The sequence below is a fragment of the Chelatococcus sp. GCM10030263 genome, from assembly GCF_042666455.1.
Lineage (GTDB): Bacteria > Pseudomonadota > Alphaproteobacteria > Rhizobiales > Beijerinckiaceae > Chelatococcus.
Genome location: NZ_JBHTDB010000002.1, coordinates 221,662 through 244,015, shown reverse-complemented (window position 1 = coordinate 244,015; position 22,354 = coordinate 221,662). Strand labels below are relative to the sequence as shown.

19 protein-coding genes are annotated in these 22,354 nt (G+C 66.2%); 11 read left to right on the top strand and 8 right to left on the bottom strand.

From position 1 onward, the window contains the following. Nucleotides 1-481: 481 nt before the first annotated feature. Nucleotides 482-1,636 (bottom strand): signal recognition particle-docking protein FtsY, encoded by a 1,155-nt coding sequence (ftsY, locus tag ACFQU1_RS01100; RefSeq protein WP_378128361.1) that lies wholly within the window; start codon nucleotides 1,634-1,636, stop codon nucleotides 482-484. 96 nt (nucleotides 1,637-1,732) lie between these two features. Between ftsY and ACFQU1_RS01095 the strand changes: the two genes are divergently transcribed. Beyond that, nucleotides 1,733-2,455 carry an RluA family pseudouridine synthase gene (locus ACFQU1_RS01095; RefSeq protein WP_378128360.1) on the top strand — a complete coding sequence of 241 codons (723 nt, stop codon included), beginning with the start codon at nucleotides 1,733-1,735 and terminating at the stop codon, nucleotides 2,453-2,455. A gap of 380 nt (nucleotides 2,456-2,835) precedes the next feature. Here the strand turns inward: ACFQU1_RS01095 and ACFQU1_RS01090 are convergent, their stop codons facing one another. Further along, the gene (locus ACFQU1_RS01090) at nucleotides 2,836-3,579 is read right to left on the bottom strand and encodes a 2OG-Fe(II) oxygenase (RefSeq protein WP_378128359.1); all 744 of its coding nucleotides are present in this window, start codon (nucleotides 3,577-3,579) and stop codon (nucleotides 2,836-2,838) included. After that, nucleotides 3,576-4,661, bottom strand: coding sequence for a bifunctional DNA-binding transcriptional regulator/O6-methylguanine-DNA methyltransferase Ada (ada, locus tag ACFQU1_RS01085; RefSeq protein ID WP_378128358.1), 1,086 nt, complete (start codon nucleotides 4,659-4,661; stop codon nucleotides 3,576-3,578). The genes ACFQU1_RS01090 and ada overlap by 4 nt, the downstream gene beginning before the upstream one ends. Before the next feature lie 163 nt (nucleotides 4,662-4,824). Here ada and ACFQU1_RS01080 point away from each other — a divergent pair, with 163 nt between their 5' ends. The 9 genes from ACFQU1_RS01080 (at nucleotide 4,825) to ACFQU1_RS01040 (ending at nucleotide 14,388) form a co-directional block, all read left to right on the top strand. Beyond that, a complete protein-coding gene (locus ACFQU1_RS01080; RefSeq protein WP_378128357.1) occupies nucleotides 4,825-5,214 on the top strand; it encodes a hypothetical protein in 390 nt (129 codons plus the stop codon). A gap of 90 nt (nucleotides 5,215-5,304) precedes the next feature. Beyond that, on the top strand, nucleotides 5,305-5,811 hold the full coding sequence (locus ACFQU1_RS01075) for a sigma-70 family RNA polymerase sigma factor (protein WP_378128356.1): 507 nt from the start codon (nucleotides 5,305-5,307) through the stop codon (nucleotides 5,809-5,811). Further along, the gene (locus tag ACFQU1_RS01070; RefSeq protein ID WP_378128355.1) at nucleotides 5,808-6,587 is read left to right on the top strand and encodes an anti-sigma factor family protein; all 780 of its coding nucleotides are present in this window, start codon (nucleotides 5,808-5,810) and stop codon (nucleotides 6,585-6,587) included. The genes ACFQU1_RS01075 and ACFQU1_RS01070 overlap by 4 nt, the downstream gene beginning before the upstream one ends. A gap of 200 nt (nucleotides 6,588-6,787) precedes the next feature. Beyond that, a complete protein-coding gene (locus ACFQU1_RS01065) occupies nucleotides 6,788-7,042 on the top strand; it encodes an acyl carrier protein (RefSeq protein ID WP_378128354.1) in 255 nt (84 codons plus the stop codon). Between the two features lie 2 nt (nucleotides 7,043-7,044). Continuing rightward, on the top strand, nucleotides 7,045-8,250 hold the full coding sequence (locus tag ACFQU1_RS01060; protein ID WP_378129699.1) for an acyl-CoA dehydrogenase family protein: 1,206 nt from the start codon (nucleotides 7,045-7,047) through the stop codon (nucleotides 8,248-8,250). Between the two features lie 2 nt (nucleotides 8,251-8,252). Further along, the gene (locus ACFQU1_RS01055) at nucleotides 8,253-9,185 is read left to right on the top strand and encodes an amino acid--[acyl-carrier-protein] ligase (protein WP_378129696.1); all 933 of its coding nucleotides are present in this window, start codon (nucleotides 8,253-8,255) and stop codon (nucleotides 9,183-9,185) included. Then, nucleotides 9,182-10,192, top strand: a complete 1,011-nt coding sequence (locus tag ACFQU1_RS01050) for a DUF1839 family protein (protein WP_378128353.1) — start codon at nucleotides 9,182-9,184, stop codon at nucleotides 10,190-10,192. The genes ACFQU1_RS01055 and ACFQU1_RS01050 overlap by 4 nt, the downstream gene beginning before the upstream one ends. Before the next feature lie 12 nt (nucleotides 10,193-10,204). Further along, on the top strand, nucleotides 10,205-12,667 hold the full coding sequence (locus ACFQU1_RS01045; protein WP_378128352.1) for a glycoside hydrolase family 2 protein: 2,463 nt from the start codon (nucleotides 10,205-10,207) through the stop codon (nucleotides 12,665-12,667). Further along, the gene (locus ACFQU1_RS01040) at nucleotides 12,664-14,388 is read left to right on the top strand and encodes an alpha/beta fold hydrolase (RefSeq protein WP_378128351.1); all 1,725 of its coding nucleotides are present in this window, start codon (nucleotides 12,664-12,666) and stop codon (nucleotides 14,386-14,388) included. The genes ACFQU1_RS01045 and ACFQU1_RS01040 overlap by 4 nt, the downstream gene beginning before the upstream one ends. A 112-nt stretch (nucleotides 14,389-14,500) precedes the next feature. Here ACFQU1_RS01040 and ACFQU1_RS01035 read toward each other — a convergent pair whose 3' ends face one another. From ACFQU1_RS01035 to ACFQU1_RS01015, 5 genes are all read right to left on the bottom strand, one after another. Then, on the bottom strand, nucleotides 14,501-15,199 hold the full coding sequence (locus tag ACFQU1_RS01035) for a fucose-binding lectin II (RefSeq protein ID WP_378128350.1): 699 nt from the start codon (nucleotides 15,197-15,199) through the stop codon (nucleotides 14,501-14,503). Between the two features lie 229 nt (nucleotides 15,200-15,428). Continuing rightward, a complete protein-coding gene (locus tag ACFQU1_RS01030) occupies nucleotides 15,429-15,800 on the bottom strand; it encodes a LecA/PA-IL family lectin (RefSeq protein WP_378128349.1) in 372 nt (123 codons plus the stop codon). 764 nt (nucleotides 15,801-16,564) lie between these two features. Continuing rightward, entirely contained in the window at nucleotides 16,565-19,723 is a 3,159-nt protein-coding gene (locus ACFQU1_RS01025; protein ID WP_378128348.1) for an efflux RND transporter permease subunit, read from the bottom strand. Nucleotides 19,724-19,771: 48 nt separating this feature from the next. Further along, nucleotides 19,772-20,932: an efflux RND transporter periplasmic adaptor subunit gene (locus ACFQU1_RS01020; protein ID WP_378128347.1), complete on the bottom strand. Its 1,161-nt coding sequence runs from the start codon at nucleotides 20,930-20,932 to the stop codon at nucleotides 19,772-19,774. Then, complete coding sequence (locus tag ACFQU1_RS01015; protein WP_378128346.1) at nucleotides 20,929-21,615, bottom strand: TetR/AcrR family transcriptional regulator; 687 nt, start codon at nucleotides 21,613-21,615, stop codon at nucleotides 20,929-20,931. Before ACFQU1_RS01015 ends, ACFQU1_RS01020 begins: the two co-directional genes overlap by 4 nt. A 323-nt stretch (nucleotides 21,616-21,938) precedes the next feature. Here ACFQU1_RS01015 and ACFQU1_RS01010 point away from each other — a divergent pair, with 323 nt between their 5' ends. Then, a complete protein-coding gene (locus ACFQU1_RS01010; RefSeq protein ID WP_378128345.1) occupies nucleotides 21,939-22,346 on the top strand; it encodes an Hsp20/alpha crystallin family protein in 408 nt (135 codons plus the stop codon). The last annotated feature ends 8 nt before the right edge of the window (nucleotides 22,347-22,354 follow it).

Genomic DNA, 22,354 nt, shown 5'->3' with positions numbered 1-22,354 from the left:
CTCACACCGAGCGGATTCCTCGAAGGAGGGGTATCGCGGGTGGGCTTTGCGTCCCCTCTCCCCGCTTGCGGCAGGGCTATCGCACATGCCGATTGATGCGGCCCCGATCCTCCCCTGGAGGGGGAGGTGGCGCCACGCAAGTGGCGCCGGAGGGGGACACATCGCGATTTTGACCCCACCCGTCTCCGCGCCATCGAACTCGGGCTTGCCCGAGTTCGACACTCAAGTGCCGAAGTCGGATTAATCCGACTTCGGTGGCGCGGATCCACCCTCCCCCTCCGGGGAGGGATCGGCGCCGGGCTTTTCAAATGCGATTGCACCGCCACTTGCGGGGAGAGGGCCAGGGTGAGGGTATGCATGGTGCTCTGAGCAGCGAGACTTCCCCCTCACCCGGCCGCTCCGCGGCCGACCTCTCCCCACTGGGGAGAGGTAAACCTGCCGCCGGTGACATACGATCATCACCTCGTCATATCGATCTACGTCACTCCAGCCCGGCGATGGCGCGGGCGAAGTCGCGTGCCGTGAAGGGCTCGAGATCGTCCACGCCCTCGCCGACGCCGATATAGTGGACGGGCAGGCCCGAGGTTGCGGCGAGCGCCACCAGAATGCCGCCGCGCGCCGTGCCGTCGAGCTTGGTCATGACGAGGCCGGTCACGCCCGCCGTCTTGCCGAAGATCTCGACCTGGTTCAGCGCATTCTGGCCGGTGGTGGCGTCGAGCACCAGCAGCACCGCATGGGGCGCTTCCGGGTCGAGCTTGCGCATGACGCGCACCATCTTTTCGAGCTCGGCCATGAGCCCCGCCTTGTTCTGCAGGCGGCCGGCGGTGTCGACGATGAGGACGTCTATGCCGGCGGCGCGGGCCTCTTGCAGGGCGTCGAAGGCGAGCCCCGCCGCGTCCGCCCCCTGGTCGCGCGCGACGACCGCCGCGCCCGTGCGGGCGCCCCAGACCTTGAGCTGCTCGACGGCCGCAGCCCGGAAGGTGTCGCCCGCCGCCAGCATCACCGAGCGCCCTTCGGCGCGGAATTTGGCGGCGAGCTTGCCGATGGTCGTGGTCTTGCCCGAGCCGTTGACGCCGACCATCAGGATGACGAAGGGCTTCTTGCCGCCGATGACGAGAGGTTTCGCGACCGGGGCGAGCACCGCCTCGACCTCGCGGGCGAGCACCGCTTTCACCTCTTCCGGATCGATCGACCGGTCGTGACGGCCACGACCGACCGCCTCGGTGACGCGCTCGGCCATCGCGAGGCCGAGGTCGGCCTGGATCAAAATGTCTTCCAGCTCCTCGAGGGTCGTCGCATCGAGCTTGCGCTTGGTGAAGAGGTCGGTGATGCCCGTGCCGATCGTGGACGAGGTGCGCTTCAACCCCGCCGTCAGGCGCTGCCACCAGCTCAGCCGGGCGGCGGGCGCGGACGCCTCGGGCACCTCGGCTGAGGGGATGTCGGCGGGCGTGACCGGCAAAGACTCCTGCTCCAAGGCCGGCGGCACCTCAGGCACCTCAGGCACTTCGGGCTGCGGTTCGGCCTCGACCTTCGGCTCCTCGACAGGCGGCGGCTCGGCAGACGGCTGCTCGGGCTTCTTCTCGGCCCTGCGGCCGAAGAGCCGTTCGAGCATCGTCGGTTTGTCCTCGTCAGCCATTGAACGCGTCCGTTCCACTTCGGTTGGGCTTGGGTTGGGCTTGCCCTCGGCCGCGCCACCCGCTAGCCCGGCACGACCTGAGCCGTGAGCCGATGCATGCAGGACGAACCGGAGCCCTCCTCGCAAGACATAGTGCGCCGCCTTCTCTACCGCGACGCGCTGATGCTCGTCATCGATAAACCGGCCGGGCTCGCCGTCCATCCGGATGTGAAGAGCGGCGCGACGCTCGTCGACCAACTCGACGCGCTCCGTTTCGGCCTGCCGCGGCGTCCCGAGCTCGCCCATCGTCTCGACCGCGACACCTCCGGCTGCCTGGTGCTCGGCCGCCATCGCAAGGCGCTGGCGCGCCTGGGGCGGCTCTTCGCCGCAGGCAAGGTGAGCAAGCGCTATTGGGCTGTCGTCTTGGGCGGCCCGGCGGGGGACGAGGGTGAGATCGCGCTGCCGCTCGCCCGCCGCGATCCGCGCGGGTGGCAGATGCGGGTCGACCCCGCTGGGCAGCCGGCGCTCACCCGCTGGCGCGTCATGGGGCGCGGCGAAGGCATGAGCTTTCTGGCGCTGGAGCCGGTGACCGGTCGTACCCATCAGCTGCGCGTGCATTGTGCGGCGATGGGCTGGCCGATCCTGGGCGACAGGCTCTATGGGCCGGAGCCCGCGCCCGGCCTGCGGCTCATGCTGCATGCGCGCTCAGTGACGGTGCCGCTCTATCCGAAGCGCCAGGCGATCCTGGCGGACGCGCCGGTGCCGGCGGAGATGATGGAGCTACTTGCGCGGTGCGGGTGGGCTGGTGAGAGCGGATTATCCGTTCAAGCGCGGCTCTGAATTCGCTTTTCTTCCGCGAAAGGGGCCACCACGACGCCCGTTTTGGACGCTCCCCTCGATGGGGAGGGTCGGCGAGCAAAGCGAGCCGGGGTGGGGTGGGCCGTCGATGCAAATGAGTGTTTCCCCCACCCCTTACCCCTCCCCACCAGGGGGAGGGCAATTGCATATAACCGGCGAGGCGCTCGTTTCACCTCTCCCTAGTGGGGAGAGGTCGGGCGCGAAGCGGCCGGGTGAGGGGGAAAATTCCTCTAATCTTAAATATTAAATCCCCTCACCCTGTCCCTCTCCCCACCGGGGAGAGGGGACGAAGCTTTCATAGGCGATACCCCTCCCCACCAGGGGGAGGGGCGCGGTCGGCGTGTCGCCGTCGTGGTCCCCGATCACTTCGCATCGTGAAAGATGATGCCGAGCGTGTGCCGCCGGCCGGAGCGCAGGCGGCTGACGGCATGGCGCAGATTGACGCGATAGCTGCCGCGCGTGCCTTCGACCGGCCGGTGGTGGACGGCGAAGGCAACCGCGTCACCTTGGCCGAGCGGCACGACTTCGGCGCGCGTTTGCATGCGCGGGCGCTGCTCGGTGAGCACGAATTCGCCGCCGGTGAAATCCTCGCCCGGTTCGGACAGGAGAATCGCGACCTGCAGCGGAAAGGCGAGCTCGCCATAGAGGTCCTGGTGCAGGCAGTTATAGTCGCCGGCGCCGTATTGCAGCAGCAGCGGCGTCGGCCTGAGCTGCCCCGCCTCGTGACAGAGGTCGAGGAAATCCGCATGCGCCTCGGGGTAGCGCGTCGCAATCCCCATGCGGGCGTTCCAGCCGTTGGCGATCGGCGCGAGCCGCGGGTAGAGCGCCGTGCGCAGGCCCGCGATCAGGTCCGGCAGCGGATAGGCGAAATAGCGGTATTCGCCTTTGCCGAAGCCGTGCCGGCTCATGATGATATGGCTGCGGAAATGCGCCGGCTCCGCATAGAGCGCAGCGATCTCCCGGCATTCCTGCGGGCTGAGCAGCCCTTTCAAGACGGCCGCGCCGCCGCCGTCGAGCTCGGCGGCGAGGCTCGTCCAGTCATAGCCCGCGACGCGTTCGGCCGCGGACGGGGCGGTGGCGCGTGCTTTCGGTTGCGCGACACTCACGACGCGCTCTCCCTGGTGAGCAGCGCGCGCTTGCGTTCCACGCCCCAACGATAGCCCGAAAGGCCGCCGTCGGTGCGCACCACGCGGTGACAGGGGATCGCCACGGCGATGGCATTGGCTGCGCAGGCGCCGGCCACGGCGCGGACGGCCTTCGGCTCGCCGATGCGGCGGGCGATCTCCGCATAGGTCGCGGTCCTGCCGGCCGGAATTTCGCGCAGCGCCTGCCAGACCCGCTGCTGGAAGGCGGTGCCGCGCACATCCAGCGGCAGGTCGAGCCCCGTGCCGGGCTTTTCCACGAAGCCGATGACGGCGGCGACCATCTGCTCGAAACCCGCATCGCCGCCAATGAGCGTGGCGCGCGGGAAGCGATCCTGAAGGTCGCGCGCCAGCGTATCGGGGTTGTCGCCGAGGGTGATGGCGCAGATGCCGCGCTCGCTCGCGGCGACGAGGATCGCGCCCAGGGAGCATTCGGCGATGGCGAAGCGGATTTCGGCATTGACGCCGCCGGCGCGGTAGTCCGTGGGCTTCATGCCGAGCATGTCGTTCGCAGTCGCATAGAAGCGTCCGTTGGAGTTGAAGCCGGCCTCGTAGATGGCGGCCGTCACGCTCGTCTCCGGCTCGGCGAGCTTGGCCCGCACGCGCTCGGCACGCCGCTGGTCCGCATAGGCCTTGGGCGTCACGCCCGTAACGGCCTTGAAGATCCGGTGGAAGTGGAAGGGGCTCATGCCGGCGGCGCGCGCCAGCGCCTCGAGCGGCAGGGGCTCCTCGGCCTCATCGATCATCCGGCAGATCTTGGCGACGATCGCCGCTTGCCGGTGGTCGCGCGCCAATTCCTTCGGACGGCAGCGCAGGCAGGGGCGAAAGCCCGCCGCCTCCGCCGCCTCGCAGGTCGGGAAGAAGCGGACGTTCTCCGGTTTCGCCAGCCGCGCCGCGCAGGAGGGGCGGCAGAAGACGCCCGTCGTGGTCACCGCGTAGACGAAGCTGTCGTCCGCCCGGCCGTCGCGTGCGACGACCGCCCGCCAGCGCGGGTCGCGTTCGGTCGTGGTTCTGGCTGTCTGCGCCAGATCGAGCTTGGCGTTCATGGTGGTTGTCCTGTGCTCGGTGATGTTGCCCTTGTTCTAGTCCCCCGCAAGGGGCGGCCGCACTCCGGCTCTTGCTGTCGAATTTTTTTCGTCCGGTGCTGGACTATTCGCATAGGGAGAGCGTCTCTCGGCTGCGATCATCTCGATCGTGGGAGACTGAACAATGGCACATCCGTTCCTTCGCGCCGCGCTCGTCGCCGTCGCGCTCTCTGCGGCGACCGGCGCCTTCGCGCAAACCGCACCCGCCAAGACGGCCGAAACCAGCAAAGGCATGGCCCTCGTCGATAGCAAGGGCATGACCCTCTACACCTTCGACAAGGATGCGGCCGGCAAGTCCGTCTGCAACGGCCAATGCGCCACCAATTGGCCGCCGCTGATGGCGAGCGCCGATGCTCAGGCGAGCGGCGATTGGACCGTCATCACGCGTGACGACGGCAAGAAGCAGTGGGCCTACAAGGGCAAGCCCCTCTACACCTGGGTGAAGGACACGAAGGCCGGCGATGCAACGGGCGACGGCGTGGCCAACAACACCTGGCATGTGGCGCAGCCCTGACGAGCCGGCCGGTCCTGCTAGGGGCCGGCTCCCTTTATGCTAGCATGCAGCTTCGTCCGCCTTGCGCCATGAGCCGAATGGTCCACGTCCTTGGATGACATCGACGCTCTTCTCGAGCCGGAGATTCCGGCCTTGCGGCGCTACGCCTGTGCCCTTGTGCGCAACGACGATGCGGCGGACGATCTCGTGCAGGACTGCCTGGAGCGGGCGCTGTCGCGCTGGTATCTGCGCCGGCGCGACGGCGATCTCAGGGCCTGGCTCTTCACCATCCTGCGCAATCTCTACATCAGCGACTTCCGCCGCCGGCGCCGCCGCGGGCCCCATGTGGGGCTGGACGATGCGGCAGGCCTCGGCATCAATCCGGCTCAGGAGGCGCAGGTCGAGACGCGCGACGTGCTCGTGGCGCTCGATCAGCTCTCGGAGGAGCAGAAGTCGGTTCTCCTCCTCGTCGGCGTCGAGGATTTTTCCTACGAGGACGCCGCGCGCATTCTGGGCGTGCCGCTCGGTACCGTCATGTCGCGTCTCGCGCGGGGGCGGCAGCGCCTGCGCAGCCTCCTCGAGAACGGGCGGCCGACCCTGCTGCGGAGAGTGAAATGACGGACCGCTCTCCGCTCGGCGAAGACGACCTCCAGGCCCTCATCGACGACCGGCTCGCCGGCGACCGCCGGACCATGGTCGAGGCCTATGTATCCGCCCATCCCGATATCGAGGCGCGTATCGCCGCCGAACGGGGGCAGCGCGACCTTTTGCGCGAGGCGCTCTCAGTGAAATTCGCCGAGCCGGTGCCTGCGCGCCTGCGCGTCGCCCATATCCGGGCCGCGCGGCGGACGGCATGGCGGGGCCGGCTCAGTCGGGCAGCTGCAGCTGTTCTCCTGCTTGCGGCCGGCGGCGGCGGTGGCTGGCTAGCGCATGACAGGCTGCCGCGAGAAGCGGCCCCTGCGGTGGTGACGCGCGATGCGGTCGCCGCCTACCGCACCTTCGCGGTCGAGGTCGCTCATCCTGTCGAGGTCGACGCCAGCAACGAGGCCCATCTCGTGCGCTGGTTATCGAAACGCCTCGGCCGGACGCTGAGCGCGCCCGATCTTGCCCGCTTCGGCTTTCGCCTGATGGGCGGGCGCCTGCTCTCGGCGCGCGACGGCGCTGCCGCCCAGCTCATGTACGAGAATGAGGACGGCCGGCGGCTCACCGTCTATGTCCAGGCTGCCGACGGCACGCAGACCGCCTTCCGTTTCCGCCAGGAGGGCGAGACGGCGACCTTCACCTGGCTCGACCAGGGCTTCGGCTTCGCCGTGACCGCGCAGTCCGATCGCCAGCAGCTGCTGCCGATCGCCGAGGCCGTTTACCAAAGCCTCGATGAGCGGGACAGTCACTGAGCCTGGGGCGGCCTCATCGTACCGGAATGAAACAAGCGCGGCGGGCCAGCGCGGCCTCGCAGGCGACGAGTTGACGACACACCCCTCAAATCATTGAGCTTTTCTGCGTCTGCACCGGCAGGCTCGCTTCTTGCTGCAGGTGGGCAGCCGTTTCCGAACGGCTCAGTTCCGCCCCTTCCATCGCAAGTGACGGTGCCCCCATGAGCCTACAGCAGACGATTAGAACCCTTCTCGACCAGCATGGGCAGTTGCCCGTTCCCGTTGCGACGCTGCCGGACGAGGCGGACCTCTATCAGGCCGGCTTGTCGTCCTTCGCGTCCGTCCAGCTCATGCTGGCGCTGGAGGATCACTTCGACGTCGAATTTCCGGAGTCGATGCTGAATCGCCGGACCTTCGCGAGCATCGGCGCCATCACCCGCGCCGTCGGCACGCTTTCAGCCGAGGCCGTGGCATGACCATGTGCAGCGTGCAGGCGCTCGCCGCGGATGAGGACGCAGTGCCGTCCCTCGCCGTCCGGGCCCGCGAAGTCGGGCGGACGGTTGCGGCCCTGCACGCCGATGCGGTCGATCGCGACGCCCGCTTTCCGCATGAAGCGGTTGCGGCGATGAGGGCGGCGCGCATGCTCGGCGCGCAGGTGCCGGTGGAACTCGGCGGCGAAGGCGCGAGCCTCGCCGAGATCGCCCAGGCGTGCCAGATCCTCGGCCAGTCCTGCGCGGCGGCCGGGATGGTCTTTGCCATGCACCACATCAAGCTCGCGAGCCTCGTGAACCACGGCCGCGACAGCGCCTGGCACCGCCGCTTCATGGCCCGGGTGGCGCAGGAGCAGTTGCTCATCGCCTCCTCGACGACGGAAGCCGGCATCGGCGGTGACCTGCGCCACAGCATCTGTGCGGTGGAGCGCAATGGCGACCGCTTCACGCTGGTGAAGGACGCGAGCGTCATTTCCTACGGCGCCCATGCCGATGCCATCCTCGTCACGGCGCGGCGGGACGCCGAGGCGGCCGGCTCCGACCAGGTGCTGATCGCGGTGACGCAGGACCAGTACCGGCTGGAGAAGACGGCCGGCTGGGACACGCTCGGCATGCGCGGCACCTGCAGCGAAGGCTTCATGCTGCATGCCGAGGCGCCGATCGAACAGATCGTCCCGAAGCCCTTCGCCGATATCGCGGCGCAATCGATGCTGGCGTCCTCTCACCTGCTCTGGTCGTCGCTCTGGCTCGGCATCGCGGGTGATGCGGTCGCCCGCGCCCAGGCCTTCGTGCGCCAGGAGGCCCGCAAGCGACCGGGCACGACGCCGCCCGGCGCCACGCGTCTCGCCGAGGCGATCAGCCTGCTGCAGACGATGAAGGCCAATGTGGAAGCGGGCCTCGCGCGCTTTGCCGCAGCCAAGGACGACCCCGAGGCGCTCAGCGCCATGGGCTTTGCCGTCGATATGAACACGCTGAAGATCAGTGCTTCGCGCATGGTCGTGGCGATCGTGCAGCAAGCGCTGATGATCTGCGGCATCGCCGGATACAAGAACGGCACGCCCTACAGTCTCGGCCGGCATCTGCGCGATGCGTTCTCCGCCGAAATCATGATCAGCAACGACCGCATCCTCAGCAATACGGCGACGATGCTTCTCGTCCACAAGCACGAAACAGAAATCACGGTGCAGTCATGAACATGCCTTACCGGCCGGAGGGGGCCGACCAGCTCGCGTTTCTCGATGCGTTGTTCGACGCCGGCCTGTTGATCGAAACGGGCGTGGATGGCCTCTATGGCCGGAATGGCCTGTTCGAAGACGTGATTGCGCGTTTCGACGAACTGGTGACGCGCTTTGGCCGGGATGGCCGGCCGGAGGTTATCCGGTTCCCGCCGGGCATGAGCCGCAGCCAGTTCGAGGCGAGCGGTTATCTGAAAAGCTTTCCGCAGCTCGCCGGCACCGTGCACAGCTTCGCGGGCGACGAGGCAGGCCATCGTGATCTCCTCGCGGATATCGCGGACGGCCGCGACTGGACGGGCCAGCAGCAGGCGACCGATATCGTGCTGACGCCGGCGGCCTGCTATCCGCTCTATCCGACCGTTGCACGGCGCGGCCCGCTGCCGGCCGGCGGCCTTCTCTTCGACCTGCAATCCTACTGCTTCCGCCACGAGCCGTCGCTCGATCCCGCCCGCATGCAGATGTTCCGCATGCGCGAATATGTGCGCATCGGTACGCCCGCCGAGGTCACCGAATTTCGCGCCACCTGGATGGAGCGCGGCAAGGAGCTGATGCAGGCGCTCGCGCTGCCCTATGAGCTCGATGTGGCGAATGACCCCTTCTTCGGCCGGGCCGGGCGCATGCTCGCCAATAACCAGCGCGACCAGGGGCTGAAATTCGAGATGCTCGTGCCCATCACGAGCAGCGCCAAAAAGACCGCCTGCCTCAGCTTCAACTATCACCAGGACCATTTCGGCTGTCTGTGCGGCATCACCACCGATGCCGAGGAGACCGCGCATACGACCTGCGTGGGCTTCGGCCTCGAACGGGTTGCGCTCGCGCTCTTCCGCCATCACGGCACGGATGTCGCCGCCTGGCCGGCGGCGGTGCGCGAGACCCTGTGGGGGGCGCCATGATCAGCGCCATCCCGGGCCTCGACCCCGACCGCTACGCGCGGCACCGCCTGCATGCCTCCGAGCGCAACTGGCCGGAGACGAATTGCTACAGCGATCTCTGGATCGAGGTGCTGCATTCCCGTGGGCTCGTGCCGGAAGCCTCGCTCGGCTTCACGCTGACGCAGGATTTCGAGGGCGACCAGTTCACCTTTTTCAAGGTTCCTGCAGAAGACCTGGAGACCTTCTACGGCATTCGCGTGCAGGAGCTCTCGATCTTCGACAGGCCGCTCGACCATATCGAAGAGCAGCTGCGGCGTGAGCGGCTCGTGCTGATCGAGGTCGATGGCTTTCATCTGCCCGATACGCAAGGCGTCTCCTACCGGCAAACGCATGCCAAGACCACGATCGGTGTGAACGCCGTCGATGCCGCGGCCAAGCGGCTCGACTACTTCCACAACGCTGGCTTTTTCCGGCTTGAAGGCGTGGATTTCGAGGCGCTGTTCGGATGTGCCGATCGGCCGGCGCAGGCGGATTGTTTGCCGCCTTACGTTGAATTCGTGAAATTCGCGGAAGCGGCCCCGTGTCGTGACCTCGCGGCCAAGGCGCTCATCAATCTCCGCCGCCATATGGCGCGCAGACCTCTCGCCAATCCGGTGCGCGCCTATGGCGAGCGGCTCGCGGAGCATGCCGACTGGCTCGGCGCTCGCCCGCCGGGGTTCTTCCACAAATATGCCTTCAACACGCTGAGGCAGCTCGGCGCCAATTTCGAGCTGCTCGGCGCGCATCTGACTTGGTTGCGCGAACAGGGCGAGACGGGTTTCGAGGGAGCTGCCTTGGTCGCCGCGGAAATTGCTCGCGATGCCAAGATGGTGCAGTTCCTGCTCGCGCGCGCCGTCGCTCGGCGGAACTTCGCCGCTCTCGACGCGCCCCTGTCGGGCATCGCCGACAGCTGGGAGCGCCTGATGGAGGCGATCGAGCTTCGTCTGGCCCGCGGTGCCACGCGCAAAGTCGCGCGACGGGCGGCTTGATCGGCTGCCGCCATGGATAGATCCCGCCATTCCATTCCGATTTCAGTCTGGCAGATGACGGTCCTGCCGGCTGGGACCGCGCACGAGCCGGCGGCGCTTCCGTCGGCTGCGGAATGGGTGGCGGCGATTGCGCCCGGCACGAGCGCTGCCGCTTTGCGCGAGGCGGGGCGCTGGTCGCTCGATGAGCCGATGTCCCTGATGGATCGGGAAGTCTGGTGGCGCGCGCGCTTCAGGGCTGAAGGGCGCGGGGTGCTCCAGTTCGAGGGGCTCGCGACCCTCGCCGAGGTCTTTATCGATGGCGAGCGGATCCTCGCTTCCGACAATATGTTCCTGGCCCATGCCGTTCCGGTCGTGCTCACCGGCGAACATGACCTCCTTATCCGTTTTGCCGCTCTCGACGAGATCAGTAACAAGCCGGCAAAGCGTGCTCGCTGGCGCCCGGCGATGATCCAGCCGCCGGGTCTCAGGAATGTCCGCACGACACTCCTCGGCCATATGCCCGGCTGGTGTCCGCCCGTGCATGCGGTCGGCCCTTGGCGCCCGGTCTATTTCACGCCGGACGGCGGCGCGCAGGTCGTGCAGAAGGAGGTCCGGGCCTTCCTGGAAGGCTCGTCCGGCGTGTTACGCGCGACCGTGACGCTCTCCGGCGTCGGCGTGGGGGAACGGGTCACGCTCAGCTGCGGCGGCGCGACCGCGGTCATGCAGCGCGTCGGGCCGGAGCGTTTCGCGGCGAGCCTCGCGATCGACAACGTCCACCCGTGGTGGCCCCATACGCATGGCGAGCCGCATCTCTATCCCGTTGCGCTGCAGGTAGGGGGCGAGGAGATCGATCTCGGCCATGTCGGGTTCCGACATCTCGCCATCGACCATGGTGCTGACGGACACGGCTTTGCGCTCCGGGTGAACGGCGAGCCCGTGTTCTGCCGTGGCGCCTGCTGGACGCCGCCGGACATCGTCGGTCTCGGCGGGGCGCGCGCCGACTACGAGCCGCATCTTCGGCTGGCGCGCGATGCCGGCATGAACATGCTGCGCGTGCCGGGGTTTGCGATCTACGAGTCCGACGCCTTTTTCGATCTCTGCGATGCGCTCGGCATCCTCGTCTGGCAGGACTTCATGTTCGCCAATTTCGACTATCCGGTCGCTGACGAGGCCTTTGCTGCGTCGGTCCGCCGGGAGGCCGAGCAGTTTCTCACACGCACCCAGATGTCGCCGGCGCTCGCGGTCCTCAGTGGTGGCAGCGAGATGGCGCAGCAGGCGGCGATGCTCGGCCTGCCGGCATCCGCCTGGACGAGCCCGCTCACGGCGGAGATCCTGCCCGCGGCGGTCGCCGCGCTCAGGCCGGACGTGCCCTATATCGAGAATTCGCCCTCCGGTGGGGAGCTGCCCTTCGTCGCCGATTCTGGCGTCACCCATTACTACGGTGTCGGAGCCTATTGCCGGCCGCTGACAGACGCGCGCCGCGCCGAGGTGCGTTTTGCCGCCGAATGTCTCGCCTTCGCCAATGTGCCGGAAGAGGCGACGCTCGATGCCGCGCTCGCGGTGCCGGCCGTGCATCACCCCCGCTGGAAGGAACGCGTGCCGCGCGATCGCGGCGCCTCCTGGGATTTCGAGGATGTCCGCGACCACTATTTGGGCGAGCTCTACGGTGTCGATCCTGCCCGGCTGCGCCGTGAGGATCCCACGCGCTATCTCGACCTGTCACGCGCCGTCACCGGCGAGGTGATGGCCGAGACCTTCGCCGAGTGGCGTCGCTCACGCTCACCGACGGCGGGCGCGCTGGTCTTCCTCTTCAAGGATCCTTGGGCGGGCGCCGGCTGGGGCGTGGTCGATGCAACGGGCGAACCAAAGCCGGCTTACTGGGCGCTCAAGCGCGCCTTCCGGCCCGTGCAGATCACGCTGACCGACGAGGGCGTCAACGGCCTTGCCGTGCATGTCCTCAACGAGACGGCTCAGGCTAAGGACCTCGCGCTGACGCTGACATGCCTGCGCGACGGTGCCGTTCCGGTTGTCACGGGCCGACGCGAATTGACGCTCGCCCCCCGCAGCGGCGAGGAGATCAAGGCGACCACGCTGTTCGGTGCCTTCTTCGACACCACCTATTGCTATCGGTTCGGCCCGCCGTCGCACGATGTCACGGTGGCGCGCCTCACCGACAGGGCAACCGGTGCGCTCGTCGCGGAGGCGTTCCATTTCCCGCTCGGCCGCAAGGCCGATCGCCATGTCATCGGGATCCGCGCCGACCTCGCACGTGACGGGGAGGGCTGGTTCCTCGCTCTCGAAACCGACCGGCTGGCGCAGTCGGTTCATCTCCAGGACCCGCATTTCCAGCCCGAGGACAACTGGTTCCACCTGGCGCCGGGTGATGCGCGACGCATTCGGCTCCGGCCGCGGCAGCCGGGCCGCGACGCCCAGCCGGCGGGCATGATCGCTGCCGTCAACGCCATCGGCGCGGTCCGCTATGGAGCGCCGCCATGATCCCGGTCACTTTCGGCGGTTGCCTTGGCTGGCTGCACGAGGCGCGCGGAACGCCGAAGGGCCGGCGCGGCGTCGTGCTGTGCGGCGCGACCGGTTATGAGGGGCTCTGCGCCTATCGCAGCTGGTACGAACTCGCCGAGGAAATCGCCCTCTGGGGATGCCCGACCTTGCGCTTCGATTATCCCGGTGCGGGCGACTCGCTCGATCCGGAGGCGCAGAGCCTCGACGCTTACAAGGACAGCATCATCGCCGCCATCGCGACCTTGAAGGCACAAACCGGGGTGAGCGAAATCGTGCTCGTCGGCCTGCGCCTCGGCGCTGCACTCGCGCTCGCCGTCGCCGAAGAGCGGGAACATATCGTCCGCCTCGTGCTCCTCGCGCCGGTTCTCTCGGGCAAGGCCTATCTACGCGAGCTTAAGATGCAGTCCCGGCTCATGGCGCGCGCCACCGCCACTCAGAAGGGAAGCGACGAGGCCGACGGCCTCGAGGTCGGCGGTTTGGTCCTTACCGGCGCCATGCTGGATGACTTGAAGAGCATCGATACGCTGCAATCGGCCAAGCTGGCGGCGCCGCGGGTGCTCGTCGCGGAGGCGCCGCTGCAAGTCGGCGACCGGCGCCTGCAGGACCGGCTGCGCCATCTCGGCGCACGGGTCGAGACCGATGCGCTGATCGGCTACGACGCCATGCTGTCGGATCCGACGACCGCCAAGGTGCCGCCTGTCTGGCCACGGATCGCGCGCTGGGTCACGGAGGACGCGCCGGACAGCCCCGCCTGCGCGATCACCGCAGGGCCCGCGGAGCTCGCAACCGCGCATTTTCGCGAGAGGGTCGTGCGGTTCGGGCCGACGGATCTGGTCGGCGTGATCTGCCGGCCGGCGGAGCCGCTGCCGGCGAGCCCTGTGCTCGTCATCGCCAATGGCGGCCGCAATCCCCGCTTCGGTTGGGCGCGCGGAACGGTCGAGCTCGCCCGGCAACTGGCCGGTGAGGGCATCACATCCTTTCGCTTCGATTGCGCCGGGCTCGGCGACAGCCCGGCCGATCCGAATCGCCAGGGCGAGATGCTCTACAGCGAGTGGCCGTTCCGCGACATGACAGCGGCGCTCGATTGGCTGCAAGCCGAAGGGCTCGGGCCCTTTATTGCCATGGGGCTATGCGCCGGCGGCTATCTCAGCCTCCATGCCACGGTGCGCGACACGCGCCTCATCGGCTTCATCGCGGTCAATCTCTACAATTTCATCTGGAAGCCCGGCACGTCGCTCGATGTGGTCAACCGCCGCATCGTTCGCGCCACCGCCTTTTACCGGCGCCGCCTTTTCGAGCGCGAGACTTGGCGTCAGCTCTTCACCGGCAAGATCGACGCTCTGCATGTCTTCGTCGGGCTCCTGACGCGCGAGGCCGAACGCTGCACGAAAAAGCTGAGCGTCATCGCCGGTCGCCTGTCCGGCCGCGAAACCGAGACCGACCGCATCAGGCGCTGGTTTGCGGATCTGAGCCGGCGAGGGGCGAAAGGGCTCCTCGTCTACAGCCGCGACGACCCCGGCATCGAGGCGCTGACGGCTCATTTCGGCCCGGCCGGCGAGGGGCTCAACCGCTATCCGGGCTTCGGTGTACGCTTCATCGCCGATGCCGACCACAGCCTGACACCCGCCTGGGCGAGAGCGGAACTGGCCGGCCATATTAGATCCTTTATCGCCGCCTGTATGCCGGTCAAGCGCATCTAAAGCGCTTTCGGAAGGAAAACTCTGAAGTCCGACCGGCGCTCTCTCACCCAGAATACCGACCGGTCGAACGACGACCGGTCGGCTTCGCTTTTTCTCCGAGCAGGCGCTTAACTCACCCCAGCGGCCAATTGAACATGAGGATAACGTCGTTGTAATCGTTATCGGTGCCATCTTCCGACAGTACATAAGCGAAATTGTTGCCTTTGAGCGCGTAGCTGCCGTTTACCAGTGCCGATTTTTTCCCATTTGCTTCGACGTCGACGCTCACATTGCCAGAGCCCGTATCGAAGATCTGCGTGAGCAGGTTTTTATCCTGGGTGCCGGGACCTTTGAATTTGGCCACGGGCGAGCCGTCGACCGAAATCGTGATGAACTGTTCGGCGCTGGAGTTGACGAGCGCCGTCACGCCGACCTTGGTGTGGGGCGGAAGCTTGAGATCGCCGGTCGGCGACGGTTCCGGCTGGGGTTGGGAGGCCGCACCCCACATAACGGTGCAACATACACCGTAGGTCGCGCCGATGCCCGGAAGCACTCCGGCGTCGCCCATCCAGAACGCAGTCCCGGCGAACATTTTCTCGCCTTTGCCCCAAGACCATGAGGATGGACCGCTATGCCCGGTAACCGTCAAGAACACCTCGTAGTTTGGCGGCATTTTGGGATCAAGCTGAGAAACGAGATACTGGGTCATCCGCGGAGCCACAGCACCGGGCCCCGAGTTGATCACAGCCATTGCATCATTGGCCGCGTTTTGCAGAAGCTGATAGAGCTGGTCGTGCGTAACTCCGGGGGCTGCGCCTGTTTCACTAGCCATGAGAATATCTCCAAAACTTGAGGGGGGGAATGCTCAGGTATTGTTCTTAGGCTGGAAGCGTTCGCAGGCATTCCGACGTAGCTCGAGCTGTTGCACGAGCTACATTGGATCAACATGTTGAATTTTAACCAGACAATAAGCTGCCGTACGCGGCTGTCGCCACGCGAATGCACGCATCATCGACGATATATTGGTGCCAGCAGCTTAGTTGTTTCTGGCCGTTGTCACTTTACCCAAAGGGTTCTTTGCCAACCTGTACGGTGAACGAGCCGGAATTGTCACCATACATGCCGGGCTGGTCATTGACCAAAAAGATGAGTTCGCCGCTCATAGGGGCGGGCCAGCGATAAAGCCCTGTATTCACTGGGAAGATGTGGTCGCCGATCTTGCCGAGTAACGCTGCGGCGAAAGCCTCCTGGCAGATGAGGCCCGTCTTGGGATGGTTCTTGTCCCCTTGAGGTCCGACCGTGGTGGCACCGGAATTGTAGCTCACCCACCCCGTCGCCACGGCGTGGAGAATATCGCCTTTGTTAACCATAAAGCTGGTACGTTGACCCGCTTCGAGTTTGGCATCTACTTCACCTGTCCAGGTCGAAATCATGTTAAACTCCAGATCGTTAACGAGGGATGTTGGTATTGACCTGTCGTTAGGTCGCACGCGACCGTCACCGACGAAACGGTCACAGAGTTTGTCTCTTGATGAGCTGGAACTTGTGTCAACAGCCAGTATCTATTAGTTGCAGGATACCACATATCGTCAAGTTAAATTTCGAGAAATCTCTCAAACACGCTCTTTTGAATCAGGAGTTCGCCCAAACTACTGAGCGGCTTTGGTGCCTATCCGACCTGCAGGCGCGAGCAAAAATGTTTAATCTTCCAATCACAAGTGACCGTCGCGGCGTTAGCAAGCCGCGGCGGGAACGCGGCCGTGCAGGCGGTGCGATCCGCACCTGCGACAAGTTGGCTCATGGCCAAATTATGTCCCCGATCTACGCGCGTGCGCGCAAACTGACCTTCGGCTTTTGATCTGGTTTCTTGGTGAGTTGGCTAATTTATTGGCGATGGCTGTGAGGCCGTGCGAACACGGCGGATCTAGACAGGATTTTGCTTCACCAAAGCACCGCTGATCCAGATGGTCCTGCAGGCGATCACGACCATGGACGAGGTCCCGGCCAAAGCCCGTCAGGGACTTGGCGGCTGGTCAGGGCGAGCGGGGCGAACGGCGGGAAGCGCGCGGCCGGCAGCGACTGCCGGCGCGGTTTTTCGCGGCCGATGGATGCGCACGCGCGCCCGCCCTTCACAGGGATGGGGCAGCACAGGCGCGATGCTGTCCGGCTTTCGTGGGAAGTCCGCGAAACCTGACTACTATTCCGCGGGATGCGGCAGGCCTTCCGGGACCTCAGCCGCTTTGTCCCGTTCCTCGCGAGGCCGGCGCCTGAAGAGGCTGGGGATCGCGAGCAGGGCGTTCGACAGCCGGTCCATGTAGAGGAACAGCACGGGCGTGATGAAGAGCGTCAGCACCTGCGAGACGATAAGGCCGCCGACCACCGCAACACCGAGCGGCTGCCTGAGCTCGGAGCTCGCACCGGCGCCGAGCGCGATCGGCAGCGTGCCCATGAGGGCTGCGAAGGTCGTCATCATGATCGGCCGGAAGCGCATCAGGCAGGCCTTGTAGATCGCTTCCCGCGCCGGCATGCCCTCGCGCTGCAGGGCGAGCCCCACATCGATCATCATGATCGCATTCTTCTTGACGATGCCGATCAGCATCAGCACGCCGATGATGGCAATCAGGCTCAGATCCATGCCGAGAAGCTTGAGCGAACCGAGCGCTCCCACCACCGCTGCCGGCAATCCGGTGAGAATGGTGAGCGGATGGACGAAGCTCTCGTAGAGGATGCCGAGCACGATATAGATCGTGATCACCGCCGCCAGCAGCAGCAGGTTCTGGTTGCCGAGTGACTGCTGGAAGGTGCGTGCTGTGCCGGAATAGCTCGAGGAGATGGTGACCGGCACGCCGATCTCCGCCTTCAGCGCGTCGATGCGGTCCGTCGCCTGGCCGAGGGCAACGCCGGCCGGGAGATTGAAGGAGACGGTCACCGCTGGCAGCTGTCCGAGCTGGTTGACGGTCAGCGGGCCTGCCGTGCGCTCGACATGGGCGATCGTCGAGAGCGGAATGAGCCCGCCGTTCTCCGAATGCACATAGATCTGGTCGAGGCGCTGCGCGTTCCAGGGAATGCGCGGATCGAACTCGATGATCACCTCATAGCTGTCGCTCGTCGTGTAGATCGTCGAGATCTGCCGCGTGCCGAAGCCCGAATAGAGCGTGGAGCGCAACTGGTCCGCGGAAATCCCGAGGCTGCGCGCCTTGTCACGGTCGATGACGAGGGTCGCTTGCAGGGCGCTGTTCTGCAGATCCGTCGTCACGTCGGTGAAGGTCGGGTCGCGGCTCATGGCATCCGCCATCTTCTGCGACCAGGCATAGAGCTCCTGCTGGTTGAGGCCCTGCATCACGAACTGATACTGGCTCTTCGACGAGCGCCCGCCGATCCGAAGATTTTGCACCGGCACCATATAGGTGTTGATGCCGGCGATGGTGACGAGCTGGCGCCTGAGGTCGCGCAGCACCACGTTCATGGCCGGGCGCTGATCCTTCGGCTTCAACTCCACGAACATGCGGCCGGAATTCAACCCTTGGGCGCCGCCCCCGCCGGTGGCCCCGACGATCGAGGCGACGTCGGTCACATAGGGCGACTTGCGGAAGACATCCTCGACCTTGGCCTGCAGCAGCTTCATGCCGTCGAAGGAAATGTCCTGGCGCGCCTCCGTCGAAACCTGCAGCTGGCCGATGTCCTCCTGCGGGAAGAAGCCCTTCGGAATGGTCATGAAGAGATAGACGGTCGCCGCTACCGTCGCGAGGAAAACGAGAAAGACCACGGGCTGCGCCTTGAGGCACAGACGCAGCACCGCGTCATAGCCCTTGAGCATGGCGGCGAAGGGCGCCTCCAGAATGCGGTCGAACAGGCTGGGCGGTGTGCCGTGCTTCGGGATGCGCAGAACGCGCGAGCACAGCATCGGCGTCAACGTCAAGGAGACGAAGGCGGAGGCGACGAGGGACGACGTGACGACCACCGCGAATTCGTTGAACACCCGCCCGACGACACCGCCCATGAGCAGCACGGGAATGAACACCGCGACTAGCGACATGGTGATGGACACGATCGTGAAGCCGATCTCGCGGCTGCCGCGCAGCGCCGCATCGAAGGCGGATAGTCCCTCCTCCTCCATATGCCGGACGATGTTCTCCAGCATGACGATCGCATCGTCCACCACGAGGCCGACGGCGAGCGTAAGCCCGAGCAGCGAGATATTGTCGATCGAGAAGGAGAAGGCATACATCGCGGCCAAGGTCGCGATGATCGAGATCGGCACCGCGATGCTCGGAATGAAGGTCGCCGTCAGCCGCCGCAGGAAGACGAAGATGACGAGAATGACGAGCGCGATGGTGAGGCCGAGCGTGTATTGCACGTCGCGCACGGCTTCACGGATCGAGCTCGAGCGGTCGTTGAGGACGTGAATGGAGGCCGAGGGCGGCAGCTGCGCCTGGAAGACGGGCAGCATCGCCTTCACCTTGTCGACCACATCGACCGTATTGGCCGCTGGCTGACGCTGGACGGCGAGAACGATCGAGCGCTGGCCGTTGTAGTGGCTCTGCGTCTGATCGTTCTCGACGGAATCGATCACCCGCGCCACATCGCCGAGCCGCACGGGCTTGCCGTTGCGGGTGGCAATGATGATGTCGGCGAACTGGGCGGCGTTGTCGAGCTGCGTATTGGCCTGAATGGTGAGGCTCTGGTTGCGGTTCTGCAGCGTGCCGACCGGCGTATTGGCATTGGCTGCGGTGACCGCCGTCTGGAGCTCGTCGACGCCGATGCCGCGGGACGCGAGCGCGCCGGGATCGATCTGGATCCGCACGGCATACTTCTGGCTGCCGAAGACGAGCACCTGCGCCACGCCTTCGATGGTCGACAGCGACGGCGAGATCACCTGCTGGGCGAAGGCGTCGAGCTCCGACATCGGGGCGAGATCGCTCGTCAGCGCAAGCAGCAGCACGGGCGCATCCGCCGGATTGACCTTGCGGTAGCTCGGCGGGGTCGTCATGTCGTCGGGCAGCTGGCGTTGCGTGCGCGTGATGGCCGCCTGAACATCCGCCGCGGCGACATCGATGTCCTTGTCGAGATTGAACTGAATGGCGATCGAGGTCGAGCCGAGAGCGCTCGTCGAGGAAATCGTGTCGATGCCGTCGATGGTCGCGAACTGTTTGATGAGCGGTGTGGCGACCGATGTCGCCATGGTGTCGGGCGAGGCGCCGGGCAGCTGCGCCGACACATTGATGACGGGGAAGTCGGTCCGCGGCAGCGCCGCGACCGGCAGATAGCCATAGGCGAAGACGCCGACGACGACGAGCGCGACCGACAAGAGGATCGTCGCGACGGGGTGGCGAATGCAATATTCAGAAATATTCATCGCGCTTGATCCTGATGGCGTGCTCGCGAGCGGTGGTCCTGTCCGGATTTAGCTCTTGGCTTGGCTCCCGGCGTCGCTCTTGGTCGCTTCGCGCACTTTGACGCCGTTCGTGAGCTGCAATTGCCCCTCGGTCACCACCCGCTGGCCGGCGGAAACACCGGCCGAGAGACCGGTGGTCTCGCCGATGGTGCCGATCGTCGTTATGTTCGCCACCGCGACCGTCTCGTCCGGCTTCACGACGAAGACGTAAGGCCCGTCCTGTCCCTGCTGCACGGCCACGGTCGGCACGCTCACCACGTTCGGCATGGTCGAGAGATCGATTTCCACATCGAGATATTGGCCGGGCCAGAGCTTCAGGTCGGCATTGGCGAGGGTAGCCTTCGCCATGATGGTTCCGGAGGTCGCATCGACGGTGGAATCGATGAAGTCGAGCTTGCCGCTCGCCAGAACGTCCTGGCTACCCGGACGGAAAACGCGCACCGGTGCAGCCACCGGCTGGCCGGCCGCTGCCTGCAGGGCGGGGAAATCCCGCTCCGGCAAGGTGAAGACCACGCGGACCGGATCCATCTGGGTGATGGTCACGAGGCTGGAGGCGTCGTCGTTCGCCTTGACGAGATTGCCCGGCGAGACCCGCACGGCGCCGATACGGCCGTCGATCGGCGCGGTCAATACCGTGTAGCCGAGCTTCAGCTGGTCGGTCGAGAGGCTCGCCTTGTCGCCTGCAAGGGTTGCCTCGGCCGACTTCGCCGTCGCGACCGCCTGATCGACCTGGGCGCGCGACACGGCGTTCTTGCCAACCAGCGCCTGCATGCGCTCGAGGTCGGCGGAGGCCTGGGCGAGCACCGCCTGGTCCTTGTCGATCAAGGCCTGGTCGCGCGCGATGGCCGCGCGGATTTCGGCATCGTCGAGGGTGAAGAGCACGTCGCCGGCTTTCACCATCTGGCCGTCCGTGACCTTCTGCGCAACGACCTTGCTGTCGATCCGGGCCTTGATCACGACGGTTGCGGGCGATTCGATCCGCCCGATGGTGCGCCGGCGGATCGGGAAGTCGCCCTCCACGGCCTCGCGGGTCACCACCGGGACGGCCCGCGGCTGAGCCGGAGCTTGCGTCTTCGCGGGCGTGTCGGCGGCCGCTCTCCATTGCAGGAGCCCCGCACCGGCGCCGCCGAGGGCGATCACCATGCCTGCCAGAAGTAGGCCCTTCCTCATCGCTTCGCCCATTTCCTGAGGCTCGGGTCAGCCGACGCGACCACCGCGTCCGGACGCGCTCCGAGGCCATGAATCAACATGTCGGCAATGGCGCTTGCGCCGGCGCGCCGGCGACTGGCGTCGATCCTGACGGCACCGAGCCGCGCCGCACCGAGGATCACGATGGCGGCGATTTCCGCATCGAGGGGCGCAAAGCGCCCCGCTGCGGCGCCGCGCTCGACGATGCCGGCGACCACCCCCCGCAAAGCCGAGATGCGCTGCCGCATGGTCCGGCGACCACGTGAGCCGAGGCTCGGGTCCGTCCCCTCGAGCGCATTCAGCGCTGCCGCGCAGCGGCCGAAGGCCTCCATCAGCACGACGATGGCATCCTCGAGAACGGCGGAGGGGTCCTCATTGGCGGCAGCCAGCCCCTCGAGCTTCTCCTGCACCCCCGTCAGCACGCCGGCGATCGTCTCGAGGAACAGCTCCTCTTTGGAGGCGAAGTAGCGGTAGATCGTCGGCTTCGCCACCTTGGCGCGCTGGGCCAGGTCGTCCATTTGGACGTCGGCATAGGCTTGGCGGGCGAAAAGCTCGTCCGCGGCATCCAGAATGCGCTTGCGCCGTCGCGCCTGCATGCCGCGCAGCCCGGCAGGGCGCGCATCCGCGCTTCCAAGTCCATCGGGTGTCGTCACATCCGCCTTCATGACGCCTTCATTCCGATCACACTGCCGGTCCAGCAGTACCGTCAGGGCGATCATTTTTGGCCGCGCAGGATCGCCGCCATAATTGAACTCCCGAGTTTCATTCCGAAATTATTGTGGTGTCATCGTGGCAAGATGCCGCGGTGCAAACAGAATGCGGCACTGCACAAAATTTGGACCCGGAGGCTGAGCGTGCCGTGGAGCCGACGCAGTCTTCCGTGCGGAGGGCTCCCGTATCGGGATGTCCACTCTATATTCTGGTTTGCCAGCACCTTTCTTCCCACATTAACTGGCGTGGTGCGTTGCGGCTCGCCACGGAGGTAGGCATGAAGAACCGGGACCCACGGGCCTGGATGTGGTCCGATGCTGTCGAGATGCTCGTTCGCGCCGAGCGGATGCAACGCCAGATGTTCCGGCCCGCGCCGGGCCAGGCCCGCACGCCCCGCTGGGAACCGCCGCTTGACGTGCTGGAAACCGAGGACGAGCTGCTGGTGCTCGCTGCCCTTCCCGGCGTCGATCCCGCGAGGATCAAGGTCACGATCAACGACGGCGTGCTCATGATCGCCGGCGAGCGGGTGCTGCCCCCTGAACTCCGGACCGCCGTGATCCACCGCCTCGAACTGCCGCAGGGGCATTTCGAGCGGCAACTGCCGCTGCCTGCCGGCCGTTACGAGGTGGCGCCGCCGACCATGGTCAACGGCTGTCTCCTCATCGTCTTACGTAAGATCGTCTGATCGGGGCC

Coding starts and splice junctions, on each gene's coding strand:
- ACFQU1_RS01020 (WP_378128347.1), bottom strand. CDS start 20,932: ATGAGGAAGGGCCTACTTCTGGCAGGCATGGTGATCGCCCTCGGCGGC.
- ACFQU1_RS01080 (WP_378128357.1), top strand. CDS start 4,825: ATGGCACATCCGTTCCTTCGCGCCGCGCTCGTCGCCGTCGCGCTCTCT.
- ftsY (WP_378128361.1), bottom strand. CDS start 1,636: ATGGCTGACGAGGACAAACCGACGATGCTCGAACGGCTCTTCGGCCGC.
- ada (WP_378128358.1), bottom strand. CDS start 4,661: ATGAACGCCAAGCTCGATCTGGCGCAGACAGCCAGAACCACGACCGAA.
- ACFQU1_RS01055 (WP_378129696.1), top strand. CDS start 8,253: ATGCCTTACCGGCCGGAGGGGGCCGACCAGCTCGCGTTTCTCGATGCG.
- ACFQU1_RS01050 (WP_378128353.1), top strand. CDS start 9,182: ATGATCAGCGCCATCCCGGGCCTCGACCCCGACCGCTACGCGCGGCAC.
- ACFQU1_RS01095 (WP_378128360.1), top strand. CDS start 1,733: ATGCAGGACGAACCGGAGCCCTCCTCGCAAGACATAGTGCGCCGCCTT.
- ACFQU1_RS01060 (WP_378129699.1), top strand. CDS start 7,045: ATGTGCAGCGTGCAGGCGCTCGCCGCGGATGAGGACGCAGTGCCGTCC.
- ACFQU1_RS01035 (WP_378128350.1), bottom strand. CDS start 15,199: ATGGCTAGTGAAACAGGCGCAGCCCCCGGAGTTACGCACGACCAGCTC.
- ACFQU1_RS01070 (WP_378128355.1), top strand. CDS start 5,808: ATGACGGACCGCTCTCCGCTCGGCGAAGACGACCTCCAGGCCCTCATC.
- ACFQU1_RS01010 (WP_378128345.1), top strand. CDS start 21,939: ATGAAGAACCGGGACCCACGGGCCTGGATGTGGTCCGATGCTGTCGAG.
- ACFQU1_RS01030 (WP_378128349.1), bottom strand. CDS start 15,800: ATGATTTCGACCTGGACAGGTGAAGTAGATGCCAAACTCGAAGCGGGT.
- ACFQU1_RS01045 (WP_378128352.1), top strand. CDS start 10,205: ATGGATAGATCCCGCCATTCCATTCCGATTTCAGTCTGGCAGATGACG.
- ACFQU1_RS01025 (WP_378128348.1), bottom strand. CDS start 19,723: ATGAATATTTCTGAATATTGCATTCGCCACCCCGTCGCGACGATCCTC.
- ACFQU1_RS01065 (WP_378128354.1), top strand. CDS start 6,788: ATGAGCCTACAGCAGACGATTAGAACCCTTCTCGACCAGCATGGGCAG.
- ACFQU1_RS01015 (WP_378128346.1), bottom strand. CDS start 21,615: ATGAAGGCGGATGTGACGACACCCGATGGACTTGGAAGCGCGGATGCG.
- ACFQU1_RS01040 (WP_378128351.1), top strand. CDS start 12,664: ATGATCCCGGTCACTTTCGGCGGTTGCCTTGGCTGGCTGCACGAGGCG.